Annotated in this window: 21 protein-coding genes; 5 read left to right on the plus strand and 16 right to left on the minus strand. The window is 63.8% G+C overall.

Annotated elements, in window-relative coordinates:
• Nucleotides 1-96 precede the first annotated feature (96 nt).
• The 5 genes from V7787_RS23050 to exaC all read right to left on the minus strand — a co-directional run bounded on the left by V7787_RS23050 (nt 97) and on the right by exaC (nt 6127).
• The gene (locus V7787_RS23050; protein WP_012051075.1) at nt 97-555 is read right to left on the minus strand and encodes a GNAT family N-acetyltransferase; all 459 of its coding nucleotides are present in this window, start codon (nt 553-555) and stop codon (nt 97-99) included.
• 107 nt (nt 556-662) lie between these two features.
• Nucleotides 663-1481 (minus strand): ethanolamine ammonia-lyase subunit EutC, encoded by an 819-nt coding sequence (gene eutC / locus V7787_RS23055; protein ID WP_010951820.1) that lies wholly within the window; start codon nt 1479-1481, stop codon nt 663-665.
• Nucleotides 1482-1489: 8 nt separating this feature from the next.
• Nucleotides 1490-2884 (minus strand): ethanolamine ammonia-lyase subunit EutB, encoded by a 1395-nt coding sequence (locus tag V7787_RS23060; RefSeq protein ID WP_064492927.1) that lies wholly within the window; start codon nt 2882-2884, stop codon nt 1490-1492.
• A 46-nt stretch (nt 2885-2930) separates the two neighbouring features.
• Entirely contained in the window at nt 2931-4379 is a 1449-nt protein-coding gene (gene eat, locus V7787_RS23065) for an ethanolamine permease (protein ID WP_003255355.1), read from the minus strand.
• Nucleotides 4380-4606: 227 nt separating this feature from the next.
• A complete protein-coding gene (exaC, locus tag V7787_RS23070; protein ID WP_064492929.1) occupies nt 4607-6127 on the minus strand; it encodes an acetaldehyde dehydrogenase ExaC in 1521 nt (506 codons plus the stop codon).
• Nucleotides 6128-6381: 254 nt separating this feature from the next.
• On the opposite strand from exaC, the gene V7787_RS23075 reads away from it, so the two are divergent.
• From V7787_RS23075 to V7787_RS23090, 4 genes are all read left to right on the plus strand, one after another.
• A complete protein-coding gene (locus V7787_RS23075; protein ID WP_064492930.1) occupies nt 6382-8397 on the plus strand; it encodes a sigma-54-dependent Fis family transcriptional regulator in 2016 nt (671 codons plus the stop codon).
• A gap of 66 nt (nt 8398-8463) precedes the next feature.
• Nucleotides 8464-9813 carry a UDP-N-acetylmuramate:L-alanyl-gamma-D-glutamyl-meso-diaminopimelate ligase gene (gene mpl / locus V7787_RS23080; protein WP_064492931.1) on the plus strand — a complete coding sequence of 450 codons (1350 nt, stop codon included), beginning with the start codon at nt 8464-8466 and terminating at the stop codon, nt 9811-9813.
• The gene (ubiX, locus tag V7787_RS23085; protein WP_013970698.1) at nt 9810-10439 is read left to right on the plus strand and encodes a flavin prenyltransferase UbiX; all 630 of its coding nucleotides are present in this window, start codon (nt 9810-9812) and stop codon (nt 10437-10439) included. Before mpl ends, ubiX begins: the two co-directional genes overlap by 4 nt.
• A complete protein-coding gene (locus V7787_RS23090) occupies nt 10436-10723 on the plus strand; it encodes a YceK/YidQ family lipoprotein (RefSeq protein ID WP_336089716.1) in 288 nt (95 codons plus the stop codon). The genes ubiX and V7787_RS23090 overlap by 4 nt, the downstream gene beginning before the upstream one ends.
• Before the next feature lie 107 nt (nt 10724-10830).
• Here V7787_RS23090 and V7787_RS23095 read toward each other — a convergent pair whose 3' ends face one another.
• The 7 genes from V7787_RS23095 to V7787_RS23125 form a co-directional block, all read right to left on the minus strand.
• Nucleotides 10831-11475, minus strand: a complete 645-nt coding sequence (locus V7787_RS23095) for an oxidoreductase (RefSeq protein ID WP_010951825.1) — start codon at nt 11473-11475, stop codon at nt 10831-10833.
• Between the two features lie 27 nt (nt 11476-11502).
• Nucleotides 11503-13236: a C13 family peptidase gene (locus tag V7787_RS23100; RefSeq protein ID WP_064492932.1), complete on the minus strand. Its 1734-nt coding sequence runs from the start codon at nt 13234-13236 to the stop codon at nt 11503-11505.
• A 213-nt stretch (nt 13237-13449) separates the two neighbouring features.
• Nucleotides 13450-14514 carry a 2,3-butanediol dehydrogenase gene (locus tag V7787_RS23105; protein ID WP_223843612.1) on the minus strand — a complete coding sequence of 355 codons (1065 nt, stop codon included), beginning with the start codon at nt 14512-14514 and terminating at the stop codon, nt 13450-13452.
• A 52-nt stretch (nt 14515-14566) separates the two neighbouring features.
• Complete coding sequence (locus tag V7787_RS23110) at nt 14567-15673, minus strand: acetoin dehydrogenase dihydrolipoyllysine-residue acetyltransferase subunit (protein ID WP_064492934.1); 1107 nt, start codon at nt 15671-15673, stop codon at nt 14567-14569.
• Nucleotides 15670-16692 (minus strand): alpha-ketoacid dehydrogenase subunit beta, encoded by a 1023-nt coding sequence (locus V7787_RS23115; protein WP_010951829.1) that lies wholly within the window; start codon nt 16690-16692, stop codon nt 15670-15672. The genes V7787_RS23110 and V7787_RS23115 overlap by 4 nt, the downstream gene beginning before the upstream one ends.
• A 33-nt stretch (nt 16693-16725) precedes the next feature.
• Complete coding sequence (locus V7787_RS23120) at nt 16726-17703, minus strand: thiamine pyrophosphate-dependent dehydrogenase E1 component subunit alpha (protein WP_010951830.1); 978 nt, start codon at nt 17701-17703, stop codon at nt 16726-16728.
• A 22-nt stretch (nt 17704-17725) separates the two neighbouring features.
• Nucleotides 17726-18781 carry an ATP-NAD kinase family protein gene (locus tag V7787_RS23125; protein WP_064492935.1) on the minus strand — a complete coding sequence of 352 codons (1056 nt, stop codon included), beginning with the start codon at nt 18779-18781 and terminating at the stop codon, nt 17726-17728.
• 283 nt (nt 18782-19064) lie between these two features.
• Here V7787_RS23125 and V7787_RS23130 point away from each other — a divergent pair, with 283 nt between their 5' ends.
• The gene (locus V7787_RS23130) at nt 19065-20918 is read left to right on the plus strand and encodes a sigma-54-dependent Fis family transcriptional regulator (protein WP_336089720.1); all 1854 of its coding nucleotides are present in this window, start codon (nt 19065-19067) and stop codon (nt 20916-20918) included.
• A 90-nt stretch (nt 20919-21008) separates the two neighbouring features.
• On the opposite strand, the gene accC is transcribed toward V7787_RS23130, so the two are convergent.
• The 4 genes from accC to V7787_RS23150 all read right to left on the minus strand — a co-directional run bounded on the left by accC (nt 21009) and on the right by V7787_RS23150 (nt 25350).
• Nucleotides 21009-22364 (minus strand): acetyl-CoA carboxylase biotin carboxylase subunit, encoded by a 1356-nt coding sequence (gene accC, locus V7787_RS23135; protein WP_003255333.1) that lies wholly within the window; start codon nt 22362-22364, stop codon nt 21009-21011.
• A 17-nt stretch (nt 22365-22381) separates the two neighbouring features.
• Nucleotides 22382-22843: an acetyl-CoA carboxylase biotin carboxyl carrier protein gene (gene accB / locus V7787_RS23140; RefSeq protein ID WP_010951833.1), complete on the minus strand. Its 462-nt coding sequence runs from the start codon at nt 22841-22843 to the stop codon at nt 22382-22384.
• Between the two features lie 99 nt (nt 22844-22942).
• Nucleotides 22943-23398, minus strand: coding sequence for a type II 3-dehydroquinate dehydratase (aroQ, locus tag V7787_RS23145; RefSeq protein ID WP_010951834.1), 456 nt, complete (start codon nt 23396-23398; stop codon nt 22943-22945).
• Between the two features lie 179 nt (nt 23399-23577).
• Entirely contained in the window at nt 23578-25350 is a 1773-nt protein-coding gene (locus V7787_RS23150) for a protein-disulfide reductase DsbD (protein ID WP_064492937.1), read from the minus strand.
• Nucleotides 25351-25428 lie beyond the last annotated feature (78 nt).

A 25428-nucleotide genomic window follows, 5' to 3' on the forward strand; every position in this document is an offset into this window, starting at 1 on the left:
ATTCCTTTACCAACCGCTTCGCGGGCACGCCCGCTCCCCCAAGGATCACTACCTTGCTTGTGGAAGCGGGCGTGCCCGCGAAGCGGTCGGTGCCGGTCAATCCTGGCTGATTGGCAGGATGTAGCTCTTGAACTCGGTATCCTCACGAAACCCGATGGATTCGTAGGTCTTGTGCGCCACTTCATTGTTCGCGCTGGTCGACACGCGCATGCGCACAGCATTGGTCTCTTTGGCCATTTTCTTCGCCTCGCGGATCAAATGGTCGGCGACCAGCATGCGCCGGGAGTCCTCGGCTACATAGATATCGTTGAGAATCCATACCCGCTTCAACGACAGCGACGAGTAGCTCGGGTACAGCTGGCAAAAGCCCAGCAGTTTGCTGTCGTCATCATCCGGAAGTGCCAGGTAAATCACTGATTCGTCCCGCTTCAGGCGCTTTTCCAGAAAGCTGCGCGAGCTGTCGGGGTAGGGCAGTTGCCCGTAGAACTCACGGTATTTGACGAACAACGGGGTGAGCAGGTCGAGGTGTTCCAGGGTTGCTTTGATGATGCGCATGTGCGGCCCTCAGAGTCCATTTGGGAAACAGCGGAATGCCAGCAGCGTTCAAGGGCATGCTGCCCAATGCACGGCACGAGTGCAATCCGCCTTCCGTGACAGATTTTTTACCCTTTGCCGAGCAGGAAGTTACCTTTCTGGTTGGCGCTGTCTTCATTCTCCAGGCTATGGACCTCGGCTTCGTCCTTTAGATTCACCCCGGAAAGCTGGCGCCGGCAGGCTTCGCGCATCAAGTACAACAGGCGGTGCGCCGCCATGCCATAGCTCAGCCCCTCCAGGCGGATATTGGAAATGCAGTTGCGGTAGGCATCGGTCAGGCCGACCTTGGGTGCGTAAGTGAAATACAGGCCAAGGCTGTCGGGCGAGCTCAGCCCCGGGCGCTCGCCGATCAGCATCACCGTCATCCGGGCGCCCAGCAGCTCGCCGACCTCGTCGGCCACTGCCACGCGGCCCTGCTGCACCAGTACCACCGGGGCGCAGGTCCAGCCGTCGGCGGCAGCCTGTTCGTCGAAGCGGGTCAGGAACGGCAGTGTGTGGCGATGCACGGCCAGTGCCGAGAGGCCGTCAGCCACCACGATGGCCAGGTCGACGCCACCGGGGTTGGCCTGGGCATGCTGGCGAAGGGTCGCAATCGAGTCTTCGTTCAGCCGCCGGCCAAGGTCCGGGCGCTGCAGGTACTGGTGGCGGTCGCTGGCAGCGCTGTGCAACACCAGGCTTTCGCGCCCGCGGTCACTCAGCTGGCTGGCCAGGCCGGCGTGGTCGAAAGCCAGGTGCACGGCATCTCGTGCCTGGGCATGGGCGAACTGGAAGTCCAGCTGCGCCCCGGTCGGCAGGCTGGTGCCGGTGCGGCCCAGGGCGATGCGCGCCGGGGTCAGGTTGCGCAGGGCCAGCCAAGGGTTGTCGGGGGTAGGCGTGCGATGGTCCATGGTCATCCCTATGCAAGCTGTGCCAAGGCCTGGCGGAAGGCCGGCGGCAGGTTGTCACCGAAGCGCACCCGGCCATCGGCCTGGGTGAAGATACCGGTGCGGGCCAGCCATGCCTCGAATTCCGGCCCGGGCTTCAGGCCCAGGGTCTGGCGCGCGTACAACGCGTCATGGAACGAGGTGGTCTGGTAGTTGAGCATGATGTCGTCGGAGCCGGGGATGCCCATGATGAAGTTGATGCCGGCCACCCCCAGCAGCGTCAGCAAGGTGTCCATGTCGTCCTGATCGGCTTCGGCATGGTTGGTGTAGCAGATATCGCAACCCATCGGCACGCCCAGCAGTTTGCCGCAGAAATGGTCTTCGAGGCCGGCGCGGATGATCTGCTTGCCGTTGTACAGGTATTCCGGGCCAATGAAACCGACCACGGTGTTGACCAGGAACGGCTTGAAGTGACGAGCCACGGCATAGGCGCGGGTTTCGCAGGTCTGCTGGTCGACGCCGTGGTGGGCGTTGGCCGAGAGCGCACTGCCCTGGCCGGTTTCGAAATACATCAGGTTCTGCCCGAGGGTGCCACGTTTCAGCGACAGCCCTGCTTCGTAGCCTTCCTGCAACACGTTCAGGTTGATGCCGAAGCCGGCGTTGGCCGCCTCTGTGCCGGCGATGGACTGGAACACCAGGTCCAGTGGCACGCCGCGGTTGATCGCTTCGATCGAGGTGGTGACGTGGGTCAGCACGCAGGACTGGGTGGGGATGTCGTAGCGCTGGATGATGGCGTCGAGCATTTCCAGCAGGGCGCAGATCGAAGCGATGCTGTCGGTGGCCGGGTTGATGCCGATCATGGCGTCGCCGTTGCCGTACAGCAAGCCGTCGAGGATGCTGGCGGCAATACCGGCCGGTTCGTCTGTCGGGTGGTTGGGTTGCAGCCGGGTCGACAGGCGCCCGCGCAGGCCCATGGTGCCGCGGAACCGGGTGACCACACGGATTTTCTGCGCCACCAGCACCAGGTCCTGCACGCGCATGATCTTCGACACGGCAGCGGTCATTTCCGGGGTCAACCCGGGCGCCAGGGCGCGCAGGCTGTCTTCGTTGGCTTCCTCGCTCAGCAGCCAGTCACGCAGGCCACCCACGGTCAGGTGGCTGACCGGGGCGAAGGCCTGGGCATCGTGGGTGTCGATGATCAGGCGGGTAACTTCATCTGCTTCGTAAGGGATCAGTGCTTCATTGAGAAAGTGCGTTAGCGGAATGTTGGCCAACGCCATCTGCGCGGCGACGCGCTCGGCGTCGTTGCTGGCCGCCACGCCTGCCAGGCAGTCCCCGGAGCGTGCCGGGCTGGCCTTGGCCATCACGTCCTTGAGGCTGTCGAAGCGGTAGACCAGATGGCCGACCGTGTGTACGAAACTTGCCATACAGAATCTCCAGAGCCGCGGGTTGCCCCGCGGCGGGTGGCAGCGATCAGTGCAGGGCCTCTTCGGCCTTCTGGATCGCGGCGAATTCCTCTTCCGGTGTGCCCGCAACCAGGTGGTGGCGGCTGTAGAAAGCAAAGTAGGCAATTAATACCGCATAGATCACTGCAGCGCCAATGACTACCCGCGGGTCCACCAGGAATCCGGCGACCACGGCGATGCACGCCAGCACCAGCGCCAGGCCGGATGTGAAGATGCCACCCGGGGTGCGGTAGGGGCGCTCCATCTTTGGCCGGCGGATGCGCAGGGTGATGTGCGCAGCCATCATCAGCACGTAAGACAGGGTAGCGCCAAACACTGCCACCAGGATCAGCAAGTCACCCTGGCCTGTCAGCGACAGGGCAAACCCGATGATGCCGGGGATGACCAAGGCCAGTACCGGGGCCTTGCTCTTGTTGGTTTCCGACAGTTTGCGCGGCAGGTAACCGGCGCGGGACAGGGCGAAGATCTGCCGGGAATAGGCATAGATGATCGAGAAGAAGCTGGCGATCAGCCCGGCCAGACCGACCAGGTTGACGAAGCCGCCCATCCAGGTGGAGCCGCCGTAGGCCTTCGACAGGGCTTCGACCAGCGGGTTACCGGAGGCCTTCAGCGCCTCGGAGCCTGCGCCGCCCGGGCCGACCACCAGGATCAGCAAGGCGAAGGCCAGCAGTACCAGCATGGCGCCGATCAGGCCGCGTGGCAGGTCACGCTTGGGGTTCTTGGTTTCTTCTGCGGCCAGTGGCACGCCTTCGACGGCAAGGAAGAACCAGATGGCGTAGGGGATGGCTGCCCACACGCCGACATAGCCAAACGGCAGGAAGCTGCTGGCGCCGACGGCGTCCGTTTTGGCGATGTCGAACAGGTTGGCTGCATCAAAATGGGGCACCATGCCTATCAGGAATACGGCCAGGGCAATGGCGGCGATGGCGGTGATGATGAACATCAGCTTCAGTGCCTCACCCACGCCGAAAATGTGGATGCTGATGAACACGATGTAGAACGCCAGGTAGATCATCCAGCCGCCGATACCGAACAGCGATTGGCAGTAGGCGCCGATGAACACCGCGATGGCGGCTGGGGCGATGGCGTATTCGATCAGGATCGCCGTGCCGGTCAGAAAGCCGCCCCACGGTCCGAACGCGCTGCGGGCAAAGCCGTAGCCGCCGCCAGCGGTGGGGATCATCGACGACAGTTCGGCCAGCGAGAAGCACATGCACAGGTACATGGTTGCCATCAGCAAGGTGGCCAGGAACATGCCGCCCCAGCCGCCCTGCGCCAGGCCGAAGTTCCAGCCGGCGTAATCGCCGGAAATGACGTACGCCACGCCCAGGCCGACCAGCAGTACCCAGCCGGCGGCGCCTTTTTTCAGTTCACGTTGCTGGAAATAGTCAGAGCCGACTTTCTCGAAGTCGACGGAGGAGCCTGCCGGCGATCCGGCGGAATGTTCGCTTGGCATAGATTCACCTGTTGTTTTTCTTGGTGGCCGGAAGGGTTCCGGGCCGATGGTGATGGGTACTGCAGGAAGCGAGCCAGAGCGGTTGGTGCACGGTTACCGCCCTGGGTTTTGTGTAAAGCAAGTCCGGCCTCTTCGCGGGCTTGCCCGCTCCCACAGGTACCGCACCGGCTCTGGAACCAACGGTGAACCTGTAGGAGCGGGTTTACCCGCGAAGAAGGCGACGCGGTCTAGAAGAAGCCCAGCGGATTGATGTCGTAGCTCACCAGCAGGTTCTTGGTCTGCTGATAGTGATCCAGCATCATCTTGTGCGTTTCACGCCCAACCCCCGACTTCTTGTACCCGCCGAACGCGGCATGCGCCGGGTACAGGTGGTAGCAGTTGGTCCACACACGGCCAGCCTTGATGCCGCGGCCCATGCGGTAGGCACGGTTGATGTCGCGGGTCCACACGCCGGCGCCCAGGCCGAACTCGGTGTCGTTGGCAATCGCCAGCGCTTCGGCTTCGTCCTTGAAGGTGGTGACGCTGACCACCGGGCCGAAGATTTCTTCCTGGAACACGCGCATCTTGTTGTTGCCCTTGAGCAGGGTCGGCTGGATGTAGTAACCGGTAGCCAGCGAACCTTCCAGCTTCTCGACCTTGCCGCCGGTGAGCAGCTCGGCGCCTTCATCCTGGGCAATCTGCAGGTACGAGAGGATCTTTTCGAACTGCTGCTGCGAGGCCTGGGCGCCGACCATGGTGTCGGTGTCCAGCGGGTCGCCGCGCTTGATCTGCAGCACCTTCTTCATCACCACTTCCATGAACTGCGGGTAGATCGACTCTTGCACCAGGGCACGCGACGGGCAGGTGCACACTTCACCCTGGTTGAAGAACGCCAGCACCATGCCTTCTGCCGCCTTCTCGATGAAGCTTGGCTCGGCCTGCATGATGTCTTCGAAGTACACGTTCGGCGACTTGCCACCCAGTTCGACGGTGGACGGGATGATGTTCTCGGCGGCGCATTTCATGATGTGCGAGCCCACCGGGGTAGAGCCGGTGAAGGCGATCTTGGCGATGCGTTTGCTGGTGGCCAGGGCTTCACCGGCTTCGCGGCCATAGCCTTGCACTACGTTGAGCACGCCAGGTGGCAACAGGTCGCCAATGACTTCGAGCAGTACGGTGATACCCAGCGGCGTCTGTTCGGCAGGCTTGAGCACCACGCAGTTACCAGCGGCCAGTGCCGGGGCAAGCTTCCAGGCAGCCATCAGGATTGGGAAGTTCCAGGGGATGATCTGCCCGACCACGCCCAGTGGCTCGTGGATGTGGTAGGCCACGGTGCCTTCATTGATTTCGGCAGCGCCGCCTTCCTGGGCGCGGATGCAGCCAGCGAAATAGCGGAAGTGGTCGACCGCCAGCGGAATGTCGGCGTTGAGGGTTTCGCGGATCGGCTTGCCGTTGTCCCAGGTTTCGGTAATGGCCAGCAGTTCGAGGTTCTGCTCGATGCGGTCGGCGATCTTCAGCAGCACGTTGGAGCGATCCTGCACTGAAGTGCGGCCCCAGGCGTCGGCCGCAGCATGGGCGGCATCCAGGGCTTTGTCGATGTCTTCGGCAGTAGAGCGGGGGAATTCAGCGATCAGCTTGCCATTCACCGGGGAGGTATTTTCGAAGTACTGCCCCTTTACCGGAGTAACGAACTCACCACCGATGTAGTTGCCGTAGCGGCTCTTGAAGGAAACCTTCGCGCCTTCGGTACCGGGATGTGCATAACGCATGGTGTGTCTCCTTGGTATTGTGCTTTTTAGGGAGTTGAAAAGCATAGAGCAAGGGTTGGGCCAGTGTTGGCGGTGCCAGGCAAATCAATGACTTGGGTCATTTTTACGGGCCTGTTCAAGGACCGCTGTGCCGGCGCCGGTACGCCTGGGGTGACATTTTGTGCCGTTTGCGACACATCACAGGCGTGTGCATTGCAAAGCCTAACCGGGTGGAGGATGCTGGGCTGACGCTCTATCTGCGGAGAATTACAACAATGCAGAGCAATCACTTCACTCGCCATGCCCGGCAGGTCCATAGCGTTGCCCATGGCGGGGCCGGGGAGGGCGGCAGTGATCCGTCCATCGCCCGTTCCTGGCTGCGCTGCCTGGAGGATTACCACCTCGACCCGGCGGTGATCGAAGCGCCGGTGGTGCTTGAGCATGGGCGCCTGCTGGAAAGCCGCGAGCGCCTGCACCAGGTGCTGCAAATTGCCGACCATGAAATGAACAGCCTGCACCGGCAGCTTTCCGGTGCAGGCCACGCGGTGCTGCTGACCGACGCCCGCGGGGTGATCCTCAATTGCGTCAGTGCCCCCGCCGAGCGGCGCAGCTTCGAGCGTGCGGGGCTGTGGCTGGGCGCCGACTGGAGCGAGGCGCGTGAGGGCACCAATGGCATCGGCACCTGCCTGGTCGAGCGCCAGGCGCTGACCATCCATCAGAACGAGCACTTCCGTGGCCGTCACACCGGGCTGACTTGCTCGGCCAGCCCGGTGTTCGACCCGCATGGCGACCTGCTGGCGGTACTCGACGTGTCCTCTGCGCGCCCCGACGTATCGCGGCAAAGCCAGTTCCACACCATGGCGTTGGTCAACCTGTCGGCGAAGATGATCGAAAGCTGCTATTTCCTGCGCCATTTCGAGCAGCAATGGTTACTGCGTTTTCACCTGCAAGCCGAGTCGGTCGGCCTGTTCAGCGAAGGCTTGCTGGCGTTCGACGGCGATGGGCGTATTTGCGCTGCCAACCAAAGCGCACTGAACCTGCTGGGCACGGTACGGGGTTGCGTGCTGGGCAAACCGTTGGAGTGCTTTTTCGCGTGCAGCCATGACGAAATGTTCAGCCGTGCCACGCCCGGCGGCAGTGCTGTCTGGCCGCTGCGCACCCTGGACGGTCGCCAGGTGTTCGCCAGCCTGCGGGGGCAGGCCCGGGCGCCGGTGTGGTCGGTGCCGGCCGCCCAGCCGCGGCCCGCAGCTGAAGTGGAGCCGCTGGTCTGTCTGCTTGACCCTGCGTTGCAAAATGATTTCCGCCGCAGCGTGCGGGTGTTCGAGCGCGATGTGCCATTGCTGCTGCGCGGCGAGACCGGCTGTGGCAAGGAAGCCTTCGCCCAGGCTGTGCATCAGGCCAGTGAGCGGCGCGGCAAGCCGTTCGTCGCCATCAACTGCGCGTCTATCCCGGAAAGCCTGATCGAGAGTGAGCTGTTCGGGTACCGCGGCGGCAGTTTTACCGGCGCGCGCAAGGAGGGCATGCGCGGCAAGCTGTTGCAGGCCGACGGCGGCACCTTGCTGCTGGACGAGATCGGCGATATGCCGCTTGCCCTGCAAACCCGACTGCTGCGGGTGCTGGAGGAGCGCCAGGTGGTGCCGATCGGGGGAGAGCCGCAGGCGGTGGACGTGCGCATCGTCAGCGCTACGCACCGTGACCTGCTGGAACGGGTTGAACAGGGCAGTTTCCGCGAGGACCTGTATTACCGCCTCAATGGCCTGGAGGTGGCACTGCCGGCGGTACGCGAACGCAGTGACAAGGCGCAGTTGCTGGACTTTCTGCTGCGTCAGGAGACGCAGGGGCAATGGATAGACATCGAGCCCCGGGCGCGGCAGGCGCTGCTCGCATTTAACTGGCCGGGGAACGTGCGGCAGATGCGCAATGTGCTGCGTACTTTGGTGGCGCTTTGCGAAGATGCCCGCATTACCTTTGTGGACCTCCCCGCAGTCATCCGCACCAGCCCATCCCTCGCGGGGGCGGGCGAGCCCACGAAGAAGTCCGACCAGGAAATGGAGGGCGAGGGCGTTGCCCTCGTTCGCGGGCACGCCCGCCCACACAGGTCCGGCGGTGCCGCAGAGATTGAGGGTGAATCTGCAGGGACCGAGGTTCTGCTCGACGCGGAGCGGCAAGCGCTGAAGGAGGTACTGGAGGCAAAACACTGGCATCTCACCCGCGTTGCCGAGCACTTGGGCATCAGCCGCAATACCTTGTATCGAAAACTGCGCAAACACGGCATTACTAGGGGCGACTGAGCGAAACAGCGGGTGCGATTTGTCGCGCCCTGGGCTACCCTGCCTCGATGTTTTGCGAGGTCGACCATGCATATTCACATTCTCGGTATTTGCGGCACTTTCATGGGTTCGCTGGCGGTGCTGGCCAAGGAACTTGGCCACCGCGTCACCGGCTCCGACGCCAACGTCTATCCCCCAATGAGCACCCAGCTCGAAGCCCAGGGTATCGAACTGACCCAAGGCTATGACCCGGCCCAGCTGGATCCGGCGCCAGACCTGGTGGTCATCGGCAACGCCATGTCGCGCGGCAACCCAGCGGTTGAATACGTGCTGAACAAGGGCCTGCCCTACGTCTCCGGCCCGCAGTGGCTGGCCGACCACGTGCTGCAAGGCCGCTGGGTGCTGGCCGTTGCCGGTACTCACGGCAAGACCACCACCAGCAGCATGCTGGCCTGGGTGCTGGAGCACGCCGGCATGAGCCCGGGCTTCCTGATTGGCGGCGTGCCGCAGAACTTCTCGGTGTCGGCCCGCTTGGGCGACACGCCGTTCTTTGTGGTGGAAGCCGACGAGTACGACAGCGCCTTCTTCGACAAGCGCTCGAAGTTCGTCCACTATCACCCGCGTACCGCGATCCTCAACAACCTTGAGTTCGATCACGCGGACATCTTCCCGGACCTGGCCTCGATCGAGCGACAGTTCCACCACCTGGTGCGGACTATCCCCAGCGAAGGCCTGGTCATCCACCCGACCACCGAGCAAGCGCTGGAGCGTGTGATCGGCATGGGCTGCTGGACCCCTGTGCAAACCACCGGGGAGGGCGGCCAGTGGCAAGCCCGCCTGCTCAGCCCAGATGGCTCGCGCTTTGAAGTACTGTTCGAGGGCGAAGTGCAGGGTGTGGTGGACTGGGCGCTGACCGGCCAGCACAACGTCGCCAACGCCTTGGCCACCCTGGCAGCAGCGCGTCATGTGGGCGTGGTACCGGCCATGGGCATCGACGGCCTGAGTGCGTTCAAGAGCGTCAAGCGGCGCATGGAGAAGGTTGCCGAAGTACAAGGTGTGACCATCTACGATGACTTCGCCCACCATCCGACCGCCATTGCCACCACGCTCGACGGCCTGCGCAAGCGGGTGGGGGAGGCGCCTGTGATCGCGGTGATCGAGCCACGCTCCAACTCGATGAAACTCGGTGCCCACCGTGACGGCCTGCCAGAAAGCGTCAACGACGCCGACCAGGTGATCTGGTATGCGCCGGCCAACCTCGGCTGGGACCTGGCCGCCACCGCCGCGCAGTGCAAGGTGCCGAGCGTGGTGGCCGATAGCCTCGAAGCGATCATCGAGCGGGTCAAAGGTCAGGCTCGCCCAGGCACCCATGTGGTGATCATGAGCAACGGCGGCTTCGGCGGCCTGCACGGCAAGCTGGCCGAGGCGCTGAAGTGAGCGGGCCGGAACGCATCACCCTGGCCATGACGGGCGCCTCGGGTGCCCAGTATGGCCTTCGCCTGCTCGATTGCCTGGTACGCGAAGACCGCGAGGTGCACTTCCTGATTTCCAAGGCCGCACAGTTGGTGATGGCCACCGAGACGGATGTTGTGTTGCCGGCCAAGCCCCAGGCGATGCAGGCCTTCCTGACCGAATACACCGGCGCGGCCGACGGGCAGATCCGTGTGTATGGCAAGGAAGACTGGATGTCGCCGGTAGCCTCGGGCTCTGGCGCCCCGGCGGCAATGGTGGTGGTCCCCTGTTCCACTGGCACCTTGTCGGCCATCGCCACTGGCGCCTGCAACAACCTGATCGAGCGTGCTGCCGACGTTACCCTCAAGGAGCGTCGTCAACTGATCCTGGTGCCACGCGAAGCGCCATTCTCCACCATCCACCTGGAGAACATGCTCAAGCTGTCGCAAATGGGCGCGGTAATCCTGCCAGCGGCACCGGGGTTCTATCACCAGCCGCAGACCATCGACGACCTGGTCGACTTTGTCGTGGCGCGTATCCTCAACCTGCTGAACATCCCCCAGGACATGTTGCCGCGTTGGGGCGAGCACCACTTCGGGGTGGATGATTGAAGCGAGCACTGGCGGGGTTGCTGGCGCTGATGATGCTGGGGGGCTGCGCCACGGTGCGCACGCTGGATGCCAACAAGCCCGGCGCACCGGTGGTGTATGCCGGTACCCGGCTGGATTTGTATGTGATCAATGGCGGGTGTTGCCCGCGGGATCATTACGGGGCTGACGCTCCGGCGTATCCGCGCCTGGATCTGCCGGGGAGCATGTTGCTTGATACCCTGCTGCTGCCGTTGTCTTTGCTGACAGCGGCCGGCATAGGCTTCCAGGCTAGCGGCGGCCTGTGATGGCCTCTTCGCCGGCACGCCCATTCCTATTGGTGAGTAGTCACTGGAAGATTATGGAGACCCTGTGGGAGCGGGCGTGCCCGCGAAGAGGCCAGCACAAGCGAAGCCTAGATCCTGCCCAACCTGCGCAATTCATCCGACTCCACAACCCGCACGCCGTCTTCTTCTTCCAGCGCCAGCCGCCACAGCGCCCGCGCCAGGGTACAAGCCTCGATTCCCCGGTATTTCCCGGGTATGAACCGAGAAAACGGCGCAACTAGCTGTTCAGTCAGCCGTGGCTCCAGTCGCTCGCCCAGCAGGAACGAGGGCCGCACGATGGTCAGCTGTGGCCAGTCCTGAGCCTTGAGCGCTTCTTCCATCTCGCCCTTGACCCGGTTATAGAAAATTGACGACTTAGGATCGGCGCCCACTGCACTGATCACCAGCAGATGCCGTGCGCCCATTTCCCGGGCACGCTTGCTGAAGGCGACCACCATGTCCAGATCCACTGCGCGGAAAGCCGATTCGGAACCTGCCTGCTTCAGCGTGGTGCCCAGGCAGCAATAGGCGATGTCGACCCGCCCGGCCAGTTGCGGAAGGAATACCGCCGGGTCGCCCACCGGGTTTTCCAGGTGCGGGTGCTCGGCCAATGGCCGGCGTGTAGGCGCCAGGACACGGGTGATGGTGGGCTCGTTGAGCAGGCGGTCTAGCAGGTGTTCACCGGTCAGACCGGTGGCTCCGGCAAGCAGGACATGCTGAGGCGTCAAGTACATGATGTCTCTCCCTTGTTACACACAAGTCTAGTGAGTGCCGGGCATTTTTGCCTGCTTGCTCACGTTGGCCTGTGTGGCGTTACGCAACGCTTCTTCGGCTTGTTGCTGGCGCAGCTGGTGCCAGTGCTCAAGCACGGCCGGCGGTGCCCACAACTGCGGCTCGGAGGCCTCGAAGCCTTCCCTTTGTTCTCTTTCGGCAACGCTGGCACGCGCCAGTTCAAACGCCTGTTTCAGGTCGTCGGTCTGGTTCAGCGCTTCAGCGAACAGGGCATCGCCAAAGTAGGTGAAGTCGGCTTCCTCCGAGCAACCGAAGGAGACGCGGTCGGCCCGGGCAGCGGTCATGATGAGCGTGCGCTCGTCTTTGAGCGGAGCGATATAGCCCCCTGAATAGCAGGCGGAGATGACGATGACCTTGTCGCGATCCTTCAGCGGCGCCAGGGCAGTGGCCAGCTCGTCAGCGGCCAGGTCGGCCAGTTGCAGGCGGGGCTGGTCGAGTACCAGTTGGTGGTCCTGGCTGCCATGGCTGGTGAGGTAGATGAACACCAGGTCTTCGGGGCCGCTGCGCTCTGCCAGGGTGGCGGCAGCGCGGGAGAGGTTTTCGCGGGTGGCCATGGGGCGTGTGGCCATGTGGTCGCGGTGGTTGACCAGGGTTACCTGGCCACGGGCGCCAAAGCGCACCTTGAGCATGCGGCTGACGTAGTCGGCTTCGCGCAGGAATACGCTTTGCTGGCCATCGCCGGCCACTACCAGGCTATACAGCTGGATCGGTGGCGCCGAGCGAGGTACCCGAGCCAGCGCCTCGTCCAGCAGCCGGCCCTGGTTGAGCAACGCCAGGTCCAGTGGGTCTGGCAGCAGCTTGCCGTTCTGGTCGCGCACGCGCACGCCGTTGGCCCATGTTCCGCTTTCGACCTTGCCACTGGGCAGAATCAGCCGCCCATGGCCATGGAAGGCATCGTTGAGGAAACCGCCGATGTACTTGCTGCCGTCGGCCAGTTGCAGGCTGCCCTGGCCCGACAGACGCCAGTCGGCGAACTCGCCCTTGTAGTGGCTGCCATCGCTGCCCAGCAACTCCCCTTCGCCGATCAGCGAGCCGTCCTTGAATTCACCGATCCACACGTCGCCGTCGGCATTTTCGTAGCGGCCACGGCCCTCCAGGCGGTTGTCCTTGAATTCGCCGATGTACTGCTCGCCATCAACGCTGTCGTAGGTGCCGGCGCCTTGTAGCTGGCCGTTGACGAAGTGGCCGCTGAACTGGTTGCCGCTGGCATCGCTGCGCACCCCGGCGCCGTTGGGCTTGCCCTTGGCGAACAGGCCTTGGTAGCGACTGCCGTCGGCCAGTTCCAGTTGGCCTGCACCGTCGTACAGGTCGTCCTTGAACTGGCCGCGGTATGTCTGGTCGGCTTGCTTGAGGGTGCCCTCGCCGTCGCGGCGGCCGTGGCGGAAGGTGCCGCTATAGTGGCTGCCTGGGGTGATCAGGTCACCCAGGCCCTGAAACAGCCCCTCGGCGAACTGGCCCCGGTAGACCTCGCCGTTCTGCCCATGCCATTCACCTTGGCCGTGCCACTGGCCGTCCTTGAAGCTGCCGGCGTACCAGCTGCCGTTGGGGTAGTCGATCCGGCCCTCACCTTGCAGCAGGCCATCGACCACCTGCCCTCGGTAACGCCCACCGTCAGGCAGCCGTGCGTCGGGCGGGAGCAGCGATTCGCCATCGCCACAGGCGGCGAGCAGCAGGACCAGGGTAATGGGGAGCAGTGGACGCATGGAGAGGACCGGGCAATAGGTCTGCCGAGTATGACGCAGAATGGGATCCTGAGACAGCGAGCCCCTGTGTCAGCGCACAGCCTTGGAACCTTGCGCGTACCCTGTAGGACCGGCTTCAGCCGCGAACACCGGCAAAGCCGGTGCCCTCCACTGTGTTGCATTGCTCGCAGGCCCACCCGCTCCCACAGGTGCCACGTTGCCTTCAAGGTGCAATCAGCGCACACCTGGTGAAACTATGATCTTCACGTTCTCCTCTTTGTTGTTCACCAGTTCCTCGAAGCCCAGCTCGACAATCTGCTCCAATCCGATCCGGCCGGTTACCAGCGGGCGAATATCCAGCCGACCATCAGCAATGAAGGCAATCACGTCGGCAAACTCGCCGTTGTACGCCAACGCCCCCAGCACCTGTTTCTCGGTGGACACCAGCTCGAAGAAGTTGAACTCGCTGGGCTCTTCGAAAATACCCACCAGCACGCACTTGCCTGCTTTGCGGATGGTGTCGATGGCCAGCTTGGCCGTATGTTTGTTGCCAATGCACTCAAAGCTCACATCGGCGCCCAGCCCTGCAGTCAGTGCGCGGATTTCCGCCAGGGCATCGCACTGGCTGGGGTCCAGCACCACGTTGGCGCCTACCTCTTTGGCTTTGGCTTTGCGTGCTGAGGACATTTCCAGGGCGATAACCTGCGCTGCGCCCGCGGCTTTGGCACACATGATGGTGCACAGGCCGATGGTGCCGGCCCCCACCACTACAACGGTTTGCCCAAGCAGGCTGCCGGCCTTTTTCACCGCGTGCATACCCACCGCCAGCGGCTCGATCAGTGCCCCGGCTTCGGCAGGGAAGCCCTGCGGCAGCCGGTAGAGCAGGTTGGCGGGCACGTTGACCAGCTCGGCGAAGGCACCGTTGTTCATCAGGCCGGTGAACGCCAGGCGTTCGCAGATGTTGTACAGGCCATGGGTGCAGTAATAGCAGGTACCGCAATGCTGGCAGGCGTCTGCCGCCACCGGGTCGCCTACGGCATAGCCTTCCACGCCTTCGCCAAGCTTGGCGATGTGGCCGCAGAATTCATGGCCGAGGATGCACTGGCCCTGAATGCCGGTCAGCGGGTGCGGGGCTTCTACCGGGATGAACACCGGGCCGGCAACATATTCGTGCAGGTCGGAGCCGCAGATGCCGCACCAGTCCACCTTGATCTGCACCCAGCCCGGCGCAGGGTCGGCCGGCAAAGGTACCTGTTCGACACGAATATCGTGGCGGCCATGCCAGACGGCCGCGCGCATGTGGGTGTGGCTCAGGTCATTCATTGTTGTTCTCCAGGCTCACGAAAAGGGCTTAGTGCTTGCGCAGGAATACGAGCAGTTGCTGGTTGACCTGTTCGGCCGCCTCCATCTGCACCATGTGGCCGGCCTCTGGCAGCACCTGTACTTCGGCTTCCAGGCCCTCGGCATGGCTGGCCGGGATGATCGCATCCTTGCCACCCCACACCACCAGTGTCGGGTGATTGCCAAGTACTCCGCGCAAGTCGTGGCGCTGCCGGTCGCCGTCGGCGAGCGCCCCTGCCAGTTGCTGCAGGGCCTGGTCCACACCTTCCAGGCGCTTGAACTTGAGCATGTCCTCCAGCATTTGCCGGGTGACCAGCGCCGGGTCGGCAAACAACTGCACCATCTGCGGTTTGAGTGCATTGCGGTTGGCCGCAGTGACGAAACCTTGCAAGTACTGCCCGTTGATCGCTTCGCCCAGACCGGCGCTGGCTACCAGGCTCAGGCTGGCCACCCGCTGCGGGGCCAGGCGCGCCACGTTGAGGCTGACGGCACCACCCATGGAATGGCCGGCCAGGTGGGCTTTGGCGATGTCCAGGTGGTCGAGCAGGGCGAGCACGGTTTCGCTCAACTCATCCAGGTCGCCCCGCTGCAGGGTCTTGGCCGACTCGCCGTGGCCCGGCAGGTCGAGGGCGATGACCCGCCGCTCGGCAGCCAGTGCCGGGTGGTTGAACAGCCAGTTGTTGAGGTCACCGCCAAAGCCGTGCACCAGCACCAGCGGTGTGCCGCCTTCACCCAGCTCGAACCAGCGCAGCAGGCGCCCGCCTACTTCCGCCTTCTGAGGGGCCGGCCCCTGGCTTTGGTCGGCGCCACCTTCGGCGACGAACTCGGCCTGGAAGCGCTGTACCACGGCATCGATCTCGGCCTCCTCTGCTTCGCCTTCGACTACCACCGCCAGCAGTGCGCCGACGGGCAAGGTTTCATCCGGCTTGGCTACCTGGCGGCGCAGCACGCCGCTGAAAGGCGCTTCGACGCTGCTGCTGATCTTGTCGGTCTCGACGTCCAGCACCTCGTCGCCCTTGCTGATTTCGTCACCTTCCTGCTTGAGCCAGGTGTCCACCCGGCCCTCGGTCATCGACAGGCCCCACTTGGGCATAGTCAGGGTATGGATCTGGCTCATGCGGCACTCCTTGCGGCTTCGATCACCTTGCGCACGGCGGCTTCGATCTTCGCCGCGTCAGGGATGTACAGGTCTTCCAGGGCGTCGGAGAACGGCACCGGGGTATGCGGCGCGGTGACCATTTCGATCGGTCCCTTGAGTGCGCCAAAAGCCTTCTGTGCCACCAGCGCGCTGATGTCGGTGGCCATCGAGCAGCGCGGGTTGGCTTCATCGATCACCACCAGGCGGCCGGTCTTCTCCACACTTTCCAGAATGCTGTCCTCGTCCAGCGGGCTGGTAGTGCGCAGGTCCAGCACTTCGCAGTCGATGCCCTGGCGGGCCAGGTTGTTGGCGGCCTCCAGCGCCACATGCACCATGCGCCCGTAGGTAACGAGGGTCACGTCGTCGCCATCGCGCAAGAAGTTGGCTTCGCCGAACGGTACGGTGTACACCTCTTCCGGCACCTCGCCCTGCATGCTGTACAGCAGTTTGTGTTCGCAGAAGATCACCGGGTCGTTGTCGCGGATCGCCTGGATCAACAGGCCCTTGGCATCGTAAGGCGAGGATGGGCACACCACCTTCAGGCCGGGGATGTGCGTCCATAGCGAGGTGAGCATCTGCGAGTGCTGGGCTGCCGCACGCAGGCCGGCGCCATACATGGTGCGCATCACCAGCGGGGTCACTGCCTTGCCGCCGAACATGTAGCGGAACTTGGCGGCCTGGTTGAGGATCTGGTCCAGGCAGCAGCCGGCGAAGTCGACGAACATCAGTTCGCACACCGGGCGCAGGCCCTGGGTGGCAGCACCGACGGCCGCGCCGACGTAGCCGATTTCCGACAGCGGCGCGTCAAGCACGCGGCCGGGGAATTGGTGATACAGGCCTTTGGTCACGCCCAACACGCCACCCCAGGCGTCATCCTCGCCGGGCGCACCGGCACCGCCGGCGACGTCTTCGCCAATGATGAACACTGTGCTGTCGCGGCGCATTTCCTGGGCCAGGGCCTCGTTGATGGCCTGCTGGTAGCTGATCTTTCTTGCCATGGTGGTTCTCCTGTTGTTCTTGTAATCCGCGGCTCAGGGGTAGGCGACGTAGACGTCGGTGAGCAGATCGGCGGGCTGTGGCTTGGGATCGGATTTGGCGCGGCGAACGGCGTCTTCGATCAGGTCCTCGACGCGGGCGTCGATGGCGTCCAGTTGCTCGGCCGTGAGCAGGCCGGCGCGGGTGGTCTTGTTGCGAAATTGCATGAGGCAGTCGCGGGATTCGCGCAGGTTCTTCACTTCATCTGGGGCGCGGTAGGTTTGCGCATCGCCTTCGAAATGGCCGTAGTAACGGCTGAGCTTGACCTCGATCAGCGACGGCCCTTGCCCGGAGCGGGCGCGCTCGATAGCAGCGCCGGCGGCCTCGTATACGGCAAAGAAGTCAAAGCCGTCGATGGTGACGCCTGGCATGCCGAAGCCGGCAGCGCGGTCGGCAATGTGGTCGCAGGCTACGGACCAGTTGGAGGCAGTGGCCTCGGCGTAGCCGTTGTTCTCGGCCACGAAGATGCAGGGCAGGTTCATGATCGACGCCATGTTCATGGCTTCAAACACGGCGCCCTCGTTGGATGCCCCATCGCCGAAGAAGGCTACCGACACGTCATCGCGGCCCTTGAGCTTGGCCGCCAGCGCCGCCCCGGCCACCAGTGGTGCGCCGGCGCCGACGATCCCGTTGGCACCGAGCATGCCCTTTTCCAGGTCGGCAATGTGCATCGAGCCGCCTTTGCCACCGCACACGCCGGTCTTCTTGCCGTAGATCTCGGCCATCATGCCGTACACGTCCACGCCTTTGGCGATGCAGTGGCCATGGCCGCGGTGGGTCGAGGCGATGCAGTCGCTGTCGCGCAAGTGGGCCATGACCCCGGCGGCAGAGGCTTCTTCGCCGGCATACAGGTGGACGAAGCCGGGAATTTCGCCGGTGGCGAACTCCACATGCAGGCGTTCTTCGAAGGCGCGGATGGTCCGCATGACTTCATAGGCATGCAGCAGTTGTTCAGTACTGAGTTGATTGGACATCTTGTTGTTCTCCGGGGTTGTCTCAACACGGGTTTGCAGGGTGCAGCCGGTGGCCGCGCGGGACGGCCAGCAGGTGGTGGAGGGCGGCATGCGCCAGCACGGCCTCGACGTCCACGCTGAGTGGGCCTTGGTGGTCGAGGGTGATGGTGGGGGTGTCATGCTCGGCAAATTCGATTTCGCGTTCGCCATCCAGCGCCAGGGTGCCGCTGGCCAGGCTCAGGCGCTGGGCGACGCCGGGTGTCAGCGGACCGCAGGCAGTGATGCCGCAGGCTTGCAGCAGGCCGGGCGCCAACGGCGCCAACAGCGCCTGTTCGGCGTCGGGGGCCAGGCGTACCCAGGCGCCGTGCGGATCTTGCCGTGACACCGGGCACCACAGACCGCACAGGGCCGATAGGCCGATGGCGTGGGGCTCGGCGAAGCAGGCGAAGACTTCGCAGAGGTCCTCGCTGCGGCTGAGTGCACGGGCACCGATGAAACGCTGCGGCGATACGGCCACCTCGACCAAGGCCCACTCGGCCAGCTGTTGTTCCGGCACGTTCACCAGTAAGCGTTTGTTGCGGCGCAAGCCGATGCTGGCCGGTACCCGGCCACTGGCAAGCAGGCCACCGGCCAGGCCTGCGCTGGTGGCTTCACGAAGTTCGGGGAAGGCGTTATTGGTGCCGGTGGACAGGGTCAGCAGCGGCACGTCACCGGCCTCGGCGGCGACCGCCTTGTGGGTGCCATCACCGCCCAGCACGGCGATCATCGCCACGCCGCGCTCGACCATGCGCCGGGTAGCCAGGCGGGTATCGGCCACGGTCTGGCTCAGTGGCAGGTCGAGGATCTCGATGGCCGGCCAGTGCTGGTCACGGGCCCCTGGGCCCTGGCTGGCCTTGAGCACTGCAGCAGCGATGCCGGTCATGTCGCTGGGCAACAACACCTGGCCAATGCCGGTGGCGCCGAAAGCGGCCAGCAGGCGCTGGATAGCCGAGGCCTTGTCGGTGCTCGAATAGAGCCCGGCATTGGCGGTCAGGCGGCGCAGGTCGCGGCCAGAGGCAGGGTTGGCAATGATCCCGACAATCGGGGCGGGTAGCGGCATGGCGCACCTCGTATTTTTGTTTGCAAGGGCAGGAGCAAGCGGGGTGCCAGCTTTCTTCGCAATAGCTGAAGTGCCCGGGCTAGAGGGCTCTGGTCGTGTTCGGGGAGGTCTACACGGGTAGGGTGGCGAGACGCCGGGTGCCAGCGCCGGGCCTGCGTTGCCGAGACACTGAGACGCTGCGTCTCAAGCCAGCCGGTAATCACACAGTGCTTGTCGGGGCATGCCCAGAGGCGCTTAATGGCTGGACAACGATAAAAACAGTAACGAGAACCGGAGGGCCTGAATGCTTGCCGCGAACTCCCGAGCCCATGTGGACTGCGTCAGCAGGGTGTTGAAGAATGCCGACCGCCTGCCGCAGGCGCCGGTACCACCGCTGATCCTCGATTCATGGCGCCGCTCCATGGATGTGTACCGCCTCGACCCCGGTTCCCAGCAGGGGCCGCGTATCCTTTCCCAAAGCCTGCTCAACGAATGCCGCGAACGCGCCGAGCTGTTCCTGCGCATCGCCAGCGATGCCGTGGCGCGCTTGCATGAGCGGGTGCGCGGCGCTGACTACTGCGTGCTGCTTACCGATGCTCAGGGGCGCACTATCGATTACCGGGTCGAGTCGGCGATCCGCAACGACTGTCGCAAGGCCGGGCTGTATCTGGGGACCTGCTGGTCGGAAGGCGAGGAGGGCACATGCGGCGTGGCGGCGGTGCTGACCAGCAAGGCCCCGGTCACGGTGCACAAGCGCGATCACTTTCGCGCCGCCTTCATCGGCCTGACCTGCACAGCGGCGCCGGTGTTCGACCCGTTGGGTGGGTTGTTGGGCGTGGTCGATGTGTCGGCCTTGCAGTCGCCGGACGATCGGCGCAGCCAGCACCTGATCCGCCAGTTGGTCGAGCAAACCGCCCGCGAGATCGAAAACGCCTTCTTCATGCACAGCGCCCAAGGTCACTGGGTGATGCGCGCGCATGGTACGCCGGGCTATGTGGAGAGCCAGCCCGACTACCTGCTGGCCTGGGATGCCGATGGCCGCTTGCAGGCGATCAACAGCCTGGCGCGGCAACGCTTGGTGGAACGCCTGGGGCGCTTGCCCGAGCATATAGGCGAACTGTTCGACATCGACCAACTGCGCCGGGTGAGCGCGTCGTCCGCCCAGCGCCTGCCCGGTCTGGGTGGTTTGTATGGCCGGGTCAGTGCACCGCAGCAACGCCAGCGTGCGCAGCCTGTGCGCCAGGCCCAGGACACCCGTATCGAGCAGCACCTGCGGCTGGCCACGCGGGTCAAGGACTGCAACCTGGCGGTGCTGGTACTGGGTGAGACCGGGGCCGGCAAGGAGGTATTCGCCCGCCAGCTGCACCAGCAAAGCCAGCGCTGTGATGGCCCGTTCGTTACCCTGAACTGCGCGGCCATTCCGGAAACCCTGATCGAGAGCGAGTTGTTCGGCTATGTGGCCGGGGCCTTCACCGGGGCTTCCAGCAAAGGCATGCAAGGGCTGTTGCAGCAGGCCGATGGCGGCACGCTGTTCCTCGACGAGATCGGGGACATGCCGCTGAACCTGCAAACCCGCCTGCTGCGGGTGCTGGCGGAGGGTGAGGTGGCGCCGCTGGGTGCGGCGCGGCGGGAGCGGGTGGATATTCAGGTGATCTGTGCGACCCATCGCGATCTGGCGGCGATGGTGGAGGACGGGCGATTTCGTGAAGACTTGTACTTCCGCCTGGCCAATGCCCGTTTCGAGCTTCCCCCCTTGCGTGAGCGTGATGACCGGCTGGGGCTGATTCACCAGTTGCTGGCCGAAGAGGCGGCGGCCTGCGGGGTGGAGGTGGTGTTGGCGGATGACGCGCTGCAGGCGCTGCTGGTTTATCGCTGGCCGGGCAATTTGCGCCAGCTGCGGCAGGTGTTGCGGTATGCCTGTGCGGTGAGTGAGGGCGGGCAGGTGCGGCTGCAGGATCTGCCGCAGGAGGTGCGCGGTGAAGCGGTTGGCTCGGCTGAAAGCGGGGTGTCGTGCCCGGCCCGGCAGCTGTTGCTGGACGCGCTGATCCGCCATCGCTGGAAGCCGGCTGATGCGGCGCGGGCTTTGGGTATTTCGCGGGCGACGCTTTATCGGCGAGTGCATGAGCACCGCATCGACATGCCGCGGATGAAGGGGTAGAGCCCTGGGGCCGCGACGCGGCCCCAGATTCTGGCAGGCAATAAAAAACCCCGGCACAGGGCCGGGGTTCTGGTACATCACACTACACGATCACTCCTGGTTGGCCAGTTTGTGCTCGAGGTAGTGAATGTTGACGCCGCCTTTGCAGAAGCCTTCATCACGCACCAGGTCGCGGTGCAGCGGGATGTTGGTCTTGATGCCGTCGACGACGATCTCGTCCAGGGCATTGCGCATGCGCGCCATGGCTTCGTCGCGGTCCTTGCCGTAGGTGATCAGCTTGCCGATCAGCGAGTCGTAGTTCGGCGGAACCGAATAACCGCTGTACAGGTGCGAATCGACGCGTACGCCGTTGCCGCCCGGGGCGTGGAAGTGCTTCACCTTGCCTGGGCTCGGGATGAACTTCTTCGGGTCTTCGGCGTTGATCCGGCACTCCAGCGAGTGGCCACGGATCACCACGTCTTCCTGGCGGAACGACAGCTTGTTGCCAGCGGCGATGCTCAGCATCTCCTTGACGATGTCGATGCCAGTGACCATCTCCGATACCGGGTGCTCAACCTGCACGCGGGTGTTCATCTCGATGAAGTAGAAGCGGCCGTTTTCGTACAGGAACTCGAAAGTACCCGCACCACGGTAGCCGATCTCGATGCACGCATCGACGCAGCGCTTGAACACTTCCTGGCGGGCTTTCTCATCGATGCCCGGGGCTGGTGCTTCTTCCAGGACCTTCTGGTGACGGCGCTGCAGCGAGCAGTCACGGTCGCCCAGGTGAATGGCGTTGCCCTGGCCGTCGGACAGTACCTGCACTTCCACGTGACGTGGGTTGGTCAGGAACTTCTCCAGGTAAACCATCGGGTTGCCGAAGGCAGCACCGGCTTCGGTACGGGTGAGCTTGGCCGAGGAAATCAGGTCCTCTTCCTTGTGCACCACGCGCATGCCGCGACCACCACCGCCACCGGCGGCCTTGATGATCACCGGGTAGCCGACGTCACGGGCAATCGCCAGGGCAACTTCTTCGTCTTCTGGCAGTGGGCCATCGGAGCCCGGTACGGTCGGTACGCCCGACTTGATCATCGCGTCCTTGGCCGAAACCTTGTCGCCCATCAGGCGAATGGTGTCGGCTTTCGGGCCGATGAAGGCGAAACCGGATTTTTCCACCTGTTCGGCGAAGTCGGCGTTTTCCGCCAGGAAGCCGTAACCCGGGTGAATCGCAGTGGCGCCAGTCACTTCGGCGGCAGCGATGATCGCCGGGATATGCAGGTAGGAATCCTTGGACGATGCAGGGCCGATGCAGACCGACTCGTCTGCCAGGCCCAGGTGCATCAGTTCACGGTCGGCAGTGGAGTGCACGGCGACGGTCTTGATACCCAGCTCTTTGCAGGCACGCAGGATCCGCAGGGCAATTTCCCCGCGGTTGGCGATCAGGACTTTTTCGAGCTTCCCAGACATCGTTGGCTCTCCGCGATTCAAACGATGGTGAACAGCGGCTGGTCGAACTCAACCGGCTGGCCGTCTTCTACCAGGATGGCGTCGATGACACCGCCAATATCGGCTTCGATGTGGTTCATCATCTTCATGGCTTCGACGATGCACAGGGTGTCGCCTTTCTTCACGGACTGGCCAACTTCAGCGAAGTTAGGCGAGGTCGGCGAAGGCTTGCGGTAGAAGGTACCTACCATTGGCGAACGGACCACGGTGCCTTTCAGGGCCGGGGCGGCAGCAGTGGCTTCGGCGGCTGGCGCAGCAGCGGCAACCGGCGCAGCGGCAGGGGCGGCGGCCATAGGCGCCGGTGCGTAGAACTGCTGGGCAGCTGGGGTCTTGCTGTGACGGCTGATACGGACCGACTCTTCGCCTTCCTTGATCTCCAGTTCGTCGATGCCAGACTCTTCCAGCAGCTCGATCAGTTTCTTGACTTTACGGATATCCATTAATCATCAACTCCCAAAGGTTCGGTCAGGGGGCGAAATACAAAAAACGTATCTGAAACGTTTCTCTCGAACCCCGGCCCACTTAGGCCAGGGTTTTCATCATTTGGGCTGTGCGTTGGCAGCCAGTTGTTCCAGCGCGGACTCCAGGGCCAGGCGATAACCGCTGGCGCCCAGACCGCAGATCACCCCTACGGCAACATCGGAAAAGTAGGAGTGGTGACGGAACGGTTCGCGTTTGTGCACGTTGGACAGGTGCACTTCGATGAATGGGATGCTCACCGCAAGCAATGCGTCACGTAATGCGACGCTTGTGTGGGTGAAAGCAGCCGGATTGATCAGGATGAAGTCCACACCCTCGTTGCGTGCGGCGTGAATGCGGTCGATCAGTTCGTATTCGGCATTGCTCTGCAGGTACAGCAGATGGTGGCCTGCGGCGCGGGCACGTTGCTCCAGGTCCTGGTTGATCTGAGCCAGGGTCACGGCGCCGTAGTGGCCTGGCTCGCGAGTACCGAGCAGGTTGAGGTTTGGGCCGTGGAGCACCAGTAGCGTTGCCATCTGCGGATTCCTTGGATTTGTAGGGCAATTCGACACAGCGCGGCGAGTGTGCCGTAAAGCAACGGCAAGTGTCCAGTTCCCGGCAATAGCCAGCACGATGTCCGAGGTTCGCGCGAAGTATGTGACCGGATAATTAAATCCGGTCACTCATTACAGGATTTTTCCGGGCCCGCGGGAAGTTATAGACCGACTTTGCCGCGCACGCGCGTCAGAATCTGCGCGAATTCACCGGCATTTATCTCGCCAATCACCCGATCAGCGGTAATTTCGCTGCCGTTCGCAGCAAAAAACAGCAGGGCGGGTGGGCCGAACAGCTGATAGCGGTCGAGCAGCTTGCGTTGCTCGGCATTACTTTCGGTGATGTCGAACCGCAGCAGTTTGAAGCCGGCCAGCTGTGTTTGCACCTGCGGTGCATTGAGCACCTCATGCTCAATCACCTTGCAACTGATGCACCAGTCGGCGTACCAGTCCAGCAGCACTGGCTGGCCGGCGGCCTTGGCTTGCGCCAGGGCTGCGTCCATGGCATCAGGTGTGGTGATGGTCTGCCAGGCATCGGCTTTTGCTGCCGGCAGACCGCCGCTGGCGGCCAGTGACGCAACTGGCAGTGGGCGCAGTGGGTCGCCCTGGCCAGTGAGGGCGCCGTACCAGCAAGCCAGCGCGTACACCAGCAAGGCCAGACCGAGCAGTTGCGCCAGGCGCTGGGCCGTCGTCTTGACGACGAATTCCAGCGCACCGAGGAACAGTGCCACACCCGCAGCGAGGAAACCGACCAGCAGCAAGGTCGCAGGGCCCGGCAGTACACGGCTGAGCAAGCCGATGGCCAGCCCCAGCAGCAGTACGCCAATGGCGTTTTTTACCGTATTCATCCACGGGCCGCTTTTGGGCAGCCAGGCCGCGCCACCGGTGGCCACCAGTAGCAGCGGTGCACCCATGCCCAAACCCAGGGCGAACAGCTTTAGTGCGCCACCCAGGGCATCGCCGCTGGCGCTGATATAGAGCAAGGCACCGGCCAGGGGCGCCGATACACACGGAGAAACCAGCAAGCTGGAGAGCACACCGAGCACAGCTGCGCCCAGCAGCGAGCCGCCGCGGGTGTGGTTGGCGACGTTGTTCAGGCGGTTGCTCAGGGCCTGGGGCAGCCTCAGTTCGAAGAGGCCGAACATGGCCAGGGCGAACACTACGAAAAACAGCGCGAAAGGTACCAGCACCCAGGCCGACTGCAGGCGCGCCTGCAGGTTCAGGCTTGCGCCGAACAGGCCCATCAGTGCGCCGAGCACCGCGAAGCTGGCGGCCATTGGCAGCACGTAGGCCAGCGACAGCGCCAGGCCGCGCACGCCGCCAACCTGGCCGCGCAGCACGACACCGGAAAGGATCGGCAACATCGGCAGCACGCAGGGGGTGAAGGTCAGGCCGACCCCAGCGAGGAAGAACAGCAGCAGCGACTTCCAGTTCCAGCCGTGTTCGCGGGTGGCTGGCGTGTTTGCAACGCCTTCGCCATCGATACTCAGGCGTGCGGTTTCCGGCGGGTAGCACAAGCCCTTGTCGGCGCAACCCTGGTAGCCCACCAGCAGGGTGAAGGCGCGCGGGTCTTTACGTGGCAACTCGATATCGAGCACGCCGTGGTACACCTCGACGTCGCCGAAGAATTCATCGTGCTTGGCCTTACCCTTGGGGATGTTCGGTGTGCCCAGGGTGATATCGGCCGGTTCCGTGCGGAACTGGAAGCGGTGGCGGTAAAGGTAGTAGCCATCGGTGGCAACGAAGCGCAGCTTGATGGTTTGCGCATCGACCTGGACCAGGTTGAGCTTGAAGGCCTCGTGTACCGGCAGGAAGTCGGCGTTGTTGGCCAGCGAAGCGGCGCCAAGGGTGGCGCTGGGGCGGTTGTCGAGCAGGCCTGTGGCGAAGGCAGGGCTGGCCAGCAGCAGGAACAGCATGAAAAACAGGCGGCGCATGGCGGACTCGCGAGGTGGAACGTGCCCGGCATGATAACGGATGCGCAGGAATAATTGGCCCGAAACAAACGTAGGAGC

Source organism: Pseudomonas sp. CGJS7, from assembly GCF_036961695.1.

What these genes read in the sequence shown, in the direction of transcription:
- V7787_RS23050 (WP_012051075.1), bottom strand. Translation starts at nt 555, where the DNA reads ATGCGCATCATCAAAGCAACCCTGGAACACCTCGACCTGCTCACCCCG.
- eutC (WP_010951820.1), bottom strand. Translation starts at nt 1,481, where the DNA reads ATGGACCATCGCACGCCTACCCCCGACAACCCTTGGCTGGCCCTGCGC.
- V7787_RS23060 (WP_064492927.1), bottom strand. Translation starts at nt 2,884, where the DNA reads ATGGCAAGTTTCGTACACACGGTCGGCCATCTGGTCTACCGCTTCGAC.
- eat (WP_003255355.1), bottom strand. Translation starts at nt 4,379, where the DNA reads ATGCCAAGCGAACATTCCGCCGGATCGCCGGCAGGCTCCTCCGTCGAC.
- exaC (WP_064492929.1), bottom strand. Translation starts at nt 6,127, where the DNA reads ATGCGTTATGCACATCCCGGTACCGAAGGCGCGAAGGTTTCCTTCAAG.
- V7787_RS23075 (WP_064492930.1), top strand. Translation starts at nt 6,382, where the DNA reads ATGCAGAGCAATCACTTCACTCGCCATGCCCGGCAGGTCCATAGCGTT.
- mpl (WP_064492931.1), top strand. Translation starts at nt 8,464, where the DNA reads ATGCATATTCACATTCTCGGTATTTGCGGCACTTTCATGGGTTCGCTG.
- V7787_RS23095 (WP_010951825.1), bottom strand. Translation starts at nt 11,475, where the DNA reads ATGTACTTGACGCCTCAGCATGTCCTGCTTGCCGGAGCCACCGGTCTG.
- V7787_RS23100 (WP_064492932.1), bottom strand. Translation starts at nt 13,236, where the DNA reads ATGCGTCCACTGCTCCCCATTACCCTGGTCCTGCTGCTCGCCGCCTGT.
- V7787_RS23105 (WP_223843612.1), bottom strand. Translation starts at nt 14,514, where the DNA reads ATGCGCGCGGCCGTCTGGCATGGCCGCCACGATATTCGTGTCGAACAG.
- V7787_RS23110 (WP_064492934.1), bottom strand. Translation starts at nt 15,673, where the DNA reads ATGAGCCAGATCCATACCCTGACTATGCCCAAGTGGGGCCTGTCGATG.
- V7787_RS23115 (WP_010951829.1), bottom strand. Translation starts at nt 16,692, where the DNA reads ATGGCAAGAAAGATCAGCTACCAGCAGGCCATCAACGAGGCCCTGGCC.
- V7787_RS23120 (WP_010951830.1), bottom strand. Translation starts at nt 17,703, where the DNA reads ATGTCCAATCAACTCAGTACTGAACAACTGCTGCATGCCTATGAAGTC.
- V7787_RS23125 (WP_064492935.1), bottom strand. Translation starts at nt 18,781, where the DNA reads ATGCCGCTACCCGCCCCGATTGTCGGGATCATTGCCAACCCTGCCTCT.
- V7787_RS23130 (WP_336089720.1), top strand. Translation starts at nt 19,065, where the DNA reads ATGCTTGCCGCGAACTCCCGAGCCCATGTGGACTGCGTCAGCAGGGTG.
- accC (WP_003255333.1), bottom strand. Translation starts at nt 22,364, where the DNA reads ATGTCTGGGAAGCTCGAAAAAGTCCTGATCGCCAACCGCGGGGAAATT.
- accB (WP_010951833.1), bottom strand. Translation starts at nt 22,843, where the DNA reads ATGGATATCCGTAAAGTCAAGAAACTGATCGAGCTGCTGGAAGAGTCT.
- aroQ (WP_010951834.1), bottom strand. Translation starts at nt 23,398, where the DNA reads ATGGCAACGCTACTGGTGCTCCACGGCCCAAACCTCAACCTGCTCGGT.
- V7787_RS23150 (WP_064492937.1), bottom strand. Translation starts at nt 25,350, where the DNA reads ATGCGCCGCCTGTTTTTCATGCTGTTCCTGCTGCTGGCCAGCCCTGCC.